This window comes from Burkholderia sp. KCJ3K979 (genome assembly GCF_016759955.1).
Classification (GTDB): domain Bacteria; phylum Pseudomonadota; class Gammaproteobacteria; order Burkholderiales; family Burkholderiaceae; genus Burkholderia; species Burkholderia orbicola.
The window spans coordinates 1-4,244 of the sequence record NZ_JACFYV010000346.1; the positions used below are offsets into that span (position 1 = coordinate 1).

Below are 4,244 nucleotides of genomic sequence, written 5' to 3' on the forward strand. Positions count from 1 at the left end.
TTCAAGCCAGCCTCGGCTTCCTTCAAGATGCCGATGATCTGTTCTTCGGTGAATCGCTTTTTCATTGCCGTTCCTCTCTGGAACGGACTCTACACCGTCACCGTACTAAACGCGGGGAGCAGGTCACGAGCACCTCACGGCAGGCCGTGATTATGCCAATTTCAAGCGAGCGCGATCGGCAGGCTTCCGTTGCACGCAGGGGGGCGCACTGCAGGTCGATCGAAAGCGCGGTTGGGTCGACCGTTTGACGAGTCTCTGCCGGCTATATCGGTTGTCCGAAATAAACAATATCAAACGCATCGATCCAGTGCGCGAACTCGTCAGGCACCGTACCACGCCCACGCGGCGCGGAACCGATCCGCCGGTCGGACGCAAGCAGGACACTACCTGGCATCGCAGCACCGTGAATGGTCAACACGATCAAACTGCCCAGCTTCCCGGAAAATGCAGCACGCCTACAGGTTTCGGGGTCTTCGATATCGTCGAAAAACATGACACCCGATGCGGTCAGATCCGTTTCTCGACAAAGGATATATCCCCAATCCGCGATCTTGATCGGGTGGACCTGAAACGCGGCGTCGAGGGACGCGTAGTGGATCGTCATCGGCTCCCAAACCGGTCAGGCCATTCTGCTCTGATACTCGCCAAAACACTTGACGCAAACAGGGACAAGCTTGTCGAAGACAGCCGCATGCTGCTCCTCGAAATCCGGTCCAAACGGCGCATCGCCAGGCTCCGGCAGACTGAACTGTTTCGCGACCTCCGTCGAGACGAAGTACGAAATGTCGGGGAGTCCGTCTCCCAGCCAGTCGATGTCATAACGGAGCATTTCCAGGCGCCCCGCATCCGTTTTCATGTCGGCCGCGATATCGCTTGAAATGTGTATCACATCGGTCGCGCCATGCGATTGACCCAGTATCCTGCCCATACCTCATCCTATTGACGCTTCCCCATTTGCAATTTCTCCTCGTCGACTTATTGCGCATGAAACTGCAACGGATTCTTCGGCACGGTCGCGGTTGGCTTCGACATCCACGCAATCACGTCCCACGCTTCACCCCGAACCTTGTACGACGCCTCCCACGCGACGTCGCCGGCGTCACCCGTCAGCAACTGCGGCGTACCAATCTGATCGCTGCGACAACAACACCGCCGCATCGCCCAGCCGCCGCGGCACCTTTCGCCGCTTCTCTAATGCCTTCGTTCAATTCGGCCCCTAGCCGCGATCGCGTGCCGGCCACGCGACCTCGCTAGCTCGTCTAGTCAAGCGCGACTGCGGTGCTCGTATCGGAGAATATGGCCGACAGCCATGCCTTCAAACCCGCGCGGTCCTTAGCTGCTTGTACATCGATCTGTATCGACGACAGATCTTCCCTCCACTTGGCACCATCTTCGAGTTCGATCTTCAACGTGTCCGCATGGAGTGACACGGACTTGACCCCTCCATATCCAGCAACCCCATCAGCGCAGACTTCCACGTAATAGGTGTCCTGACCCAACTTCCGATCTTGCTCATCGAACTCGGTCCCCCGCTGCAGGATGACGTAGTCCTGTGGCTCATTTGCGCTATCAACTAGCCCAAGGACATGAATTCCATCCTCGAACGTATAGTTCACGTCATTTGCGACAAACTCAAATTTCATTCTATTTACACCCCTTGGAAGGATTGGCCATCTACGTCTTTTGCTGCCCGTCCTCTTGCCAGTTATATTGGATCGTTGCACCTGACTGTGTAGCACGTGCTTTCATCTTGCCTTTGCAGGATGTACATGGTGGATACTGGCCGTCGATGGTCATGTGATCTCCAGGCTCTAATTTTGCGTAACGATTCCTGATTTTTCGAATGAAACATTCTTTTCTAGCCCATTCGCCTCAAGTGACTCGATCTCGTTTATTTCCCGATGATCAATCATTTCTTCACTCTGTCACACACTCTCAATTTCCGCATCACTTGAGCACAAGAGGGGCAGAATTTCAAATGATCCCCATCATTTCGAATAGTTGTTGATGTTGCATCTTGAGCAATATCTTTCAACGCACCAAACTGGCTTGACATTATTGCCCGCGGCAATTTAACTAAGCGCATCGAGTTCCCCACAATAACCATGAGCAAGTGGAGAACGCGGATGTTCAGGAACAGCGCCGTAAATACCTTGGACTATCGGATGCTGAATTTCGCCTCCGCCCGCATTCTCGCTATAATTCACTCCGCACGGCGGCGGCAGAGGACGGCTGCAGCATAGACAATCCCTTACTACAGCATCATTTTGTGAACCTGAACGTCGTCGGCAATGACCGTTAATAATGGTTCGTCGGTCCAGGCCGAAATAAAGCTGAACTCCCTGAACCCACCAACCGGCTCCTCCACCGCGATACATACTTCCGAGAGAAATGAACTCGCGGAGCTTTCCGACAAATGAGACAAATCCTGCTCCTCCGGCGAAAATGCCTTCATCCCAAGGACCCTATGGAAGATCACATCAAAGGCTCCGTGGTTAGTTTTAACTGAGACGGCCAGGCTGTTCCCCTGGCAAGAGAATGCTTCGATCTGACCATCCGCGACAAGAATTTCGCTACCTTTCACTTTTACCCTCCCGGAAAATTTTCTCCCGGAGTAAAGCTACTCTTCGTCGAGATATACAGTTGGCCCAACCAGTGAGACAAACTGACAACGAAAACCAACATCCACCGATTAACCGGAAATTTTTACTTCATATCCATCAGAAAGCTTACCGATACCGAGACTTGATATATTTCTCACCCCCCATCCAGACAAGCTCAGCCCATCGATTGATGCTCAATAAATTCCCACTCGACATTTATTGAAATTCTTCCACTTCTCAGGCGGCCGATCAGGAATTTGCCCCGTTAAATCAAAATTTGCAACGAGCACCCTCCCATCTCTCTTCGGAGAAATATCAAATAAATCAATTTCCTCGGTCGTCGGGCTATAACTAAAAACTCGGCGCAACAACTCTGCACCGGCAAGATCCGTGAGATTTACGACGCTCACCTTCACCCTCCAAATAGATAATGTGCCTTCGTCTGACTCCGTTGGAGGTTTGAATTTTACCTATATTGTTAGGCATTTTTACCTCCACCCATTCGATCGAAATTTTTAATATGTTCGATCACTGCTCGTTACAGAGTCGATGGTTTTTTTCCACAGTGCCAGATTGCCGTCGCCAAATTAACAAAGGGCTGCAAAGCAACCCTTTTTCTGTTAACGCATATAGACCGTTTTCAAAAGCTCTTCTTTTTCAATCTCGTACACATATGTTACTCCACGCCCATTCTTATATACCCCCTGATCCGCAATCTCAAAGGGCACACCATTAACCTCATATGCCGGAAGAGGAACAAATGAGACAGCAACCAAACTCTCATTTTTTCCAAAGTCGATAGAAACTTTGTAAAAATTTAAAGACCATTGACCTTTTGATAATTTCTTAAATTCATCCAAGGCCAGACCAAATATCTTGAAGCAATTACCTTTGAACGAGTAGTCACTTGGATATTTAGTCACCAACTCCATAACATCCTCTTGGCTATAGCTCACGCGCGCCTCCCATGACTGTATAAACCTTGATCTTGCCGCTTGGCGTACCTAAATATGAACGATGACACTTGTTCTTAAGTGTGGCAAGAGCAGTAATCTCCTTGTCTCTCCTTGAGAAATCATCGCTATTGAAACTATCTCTGCTTGGATCTGATGTCCTGACAATTTCTCCATTCGCCCCCAGCACCGAATAATCTCCATGCGTATGATAGTCGCCTACGATGGTTGCACCCTTCGGTATTTGTGGCAGCGCCAACGCAGGGATGAAAGTTCTGCCCGTGCCAGGTACAGGGATCGTCGCGAAGTACTGACCGCCTTTTTCATAGACTAATCCGCCGAATTCTTTGTTGGTACGGATCGACTTACCCATGACTGATTCAAGCGCGCTGCGTGCAGCAGCATCGGCACATCCCCCGCTATGAGGCGTTCGAGCTAGTCCGAGCGGATCAGTCCAATGAATAGGGTTATTTGCGTACTGGAATAGATTGATGCCACCCGTAAGGCCAATCGGATCGTTGCTTATGAACCGTCCGCTATCCGGATCGTAATGCCGATGCCGGTGGAGTTGACCCTGTAATACCGGACACAGCATCACACTAAGGTTGCTGAATCCATCGAGCGCCGGAACTCGCGAGGCGAGCGGTATTTCAACGCGCTATGGGGATGCTTCTCGTTGTAATGCTCG

Annotated in this window: 9 protein-coding genes and 1 pseudogene; 1 reads left to right on the forward strand and 9 read right to left on the reverse strand. The window is 50.8% G+C overall.

Annotated features, from left to right (window positions below; all coding sequences use genetic code 11):
• The coding region (locus H3O04_RS36425; protein ID WP_237666532.1) for a hypothetical protein at positions 1-248 on the forward strand (248 nt) is incomplete at its 5' end.
• Between the two features lie 14 nt (positions 249-262).
• Here H3O04_RS36425 and H3O04_RS34235 read toward each other — a convergent pair.
• The 9 genes and pseudogenes from H3O04_RS34235 to H3O04_RS36580 all read right to left on the reverse strand — a co-directional run.
• Positions 263-604, reverse strand: coding sequence for a hypothetical protein (locus tag H3O04_RS34235; RefSeq protein WP_125380882.1), 342 nt, complete (start codon positions 602-604; stop codon positions 263-265).
• A gap of 15 nt (positions 605-619) precedes the next feature.
• Entirely contained in the window at positions 620-928 is a 309-nt protein-coding gene (locus H3O04_RS34240) for a hypothetical protein (protein WP_125380883.1), read from the reverse strand.
• A gap of 47 nt (positions 929-975) precedes the next feature.
• Positions 976-1,113 (reverse strand): hypothetical protein, encoded by a 138-nt coding sequence (locus tag H3O04_RS34245; protein ID WP_193760004.1) that lies wholly within the window; start codon positions 1,111-1,113, stop codon positions 976-978.
• Between the two features lie 146 nt (positions 1,114-1,259).
• Complete coding sequence (locus H3O04_RS34250; RefSeq protein ID WP_202589403.1) at positions 1,260-1,616, reverse strand: Imm10 family immunity protein; 357 nt, start codon at positions 1,614-1,616, stop codon at positions 1,260-1,262.
• A 58-nt stretch (positions 1,617-1,674) separates the two neighbouring features.
• Complete coding sequence (locus tag H3O04_RS36850) at positions 1,675-1,845, reverse strand: hypothetical protein (RefSeq protein ID WP_366919802.1); 171 nt, start codon at positions 1,843-1,845, stop codon at positions 1,675-1,677.
• A gap of 409 nt (positions 1,846-2,254) precedes the next feature.
• Positions 2,255-2,584 carry a hypothetical protein gene (locus tag H3O04_RS34260; protein ID WP_125380887.1) on the reverse strand — a complete coding sequence of 110 codons (330 nt, stop codon included), beginning with the start codon at positions 2,582-2,584 and terminating at the stop codon, positions 2,255-2,257.
• 213 nt (positions 2,585-2,797) lie between these two features.
• The gene (locus H3O04_RS34265) at positions 2,798-3,013 is read right to left on the reverse strand and encodes an Imm50 family immunity protein (protein ID WP_193760005.1); all 216 of its coding nucleotides are present in this window, start codon (positions 3,011-3,013) and stop codon (positions 2,798-2,800) included.
• 210 nt (positions 3,014-3,223) lie between these two features.
• A complete protein-coding gene (locus H3O04_RS34270; protein WP_125380889.1) occupies positions 3,224-3,559 on the reverse strand; it encodes a hypothetical protein in 336 nt (111 codons plus the stop codon).
• A pseudogene (locus tag H3O04_RS36580) lies at positions 3,549-4,121 on the reverse strand (DUF4329 domain-containing protein); the annotation flags it as partial. The gene H3O04_RS34270 and the pseudogene H3O04_RS36580, both read right to left, overlap by 11 nt.
• Positions 4,122-4,244: the final 123 nt, after the last annotated feature.

Coding starts and splice junctions, on each gene's coding strand:
- H3O04_RS34235 (WP_125380882.1), bottom strand. CDS start 604: ATGACGATCCACTACGCGTCCCTCGACGCCGCGTTTCAGGTCCACCCG.
- H3O04_RS34240 (WP_125380883.1), bottom strand. CDS start 928: ATGGGCAGGATACTGGGTCAATCGCATGGCGCGACCGATGTGATACAC.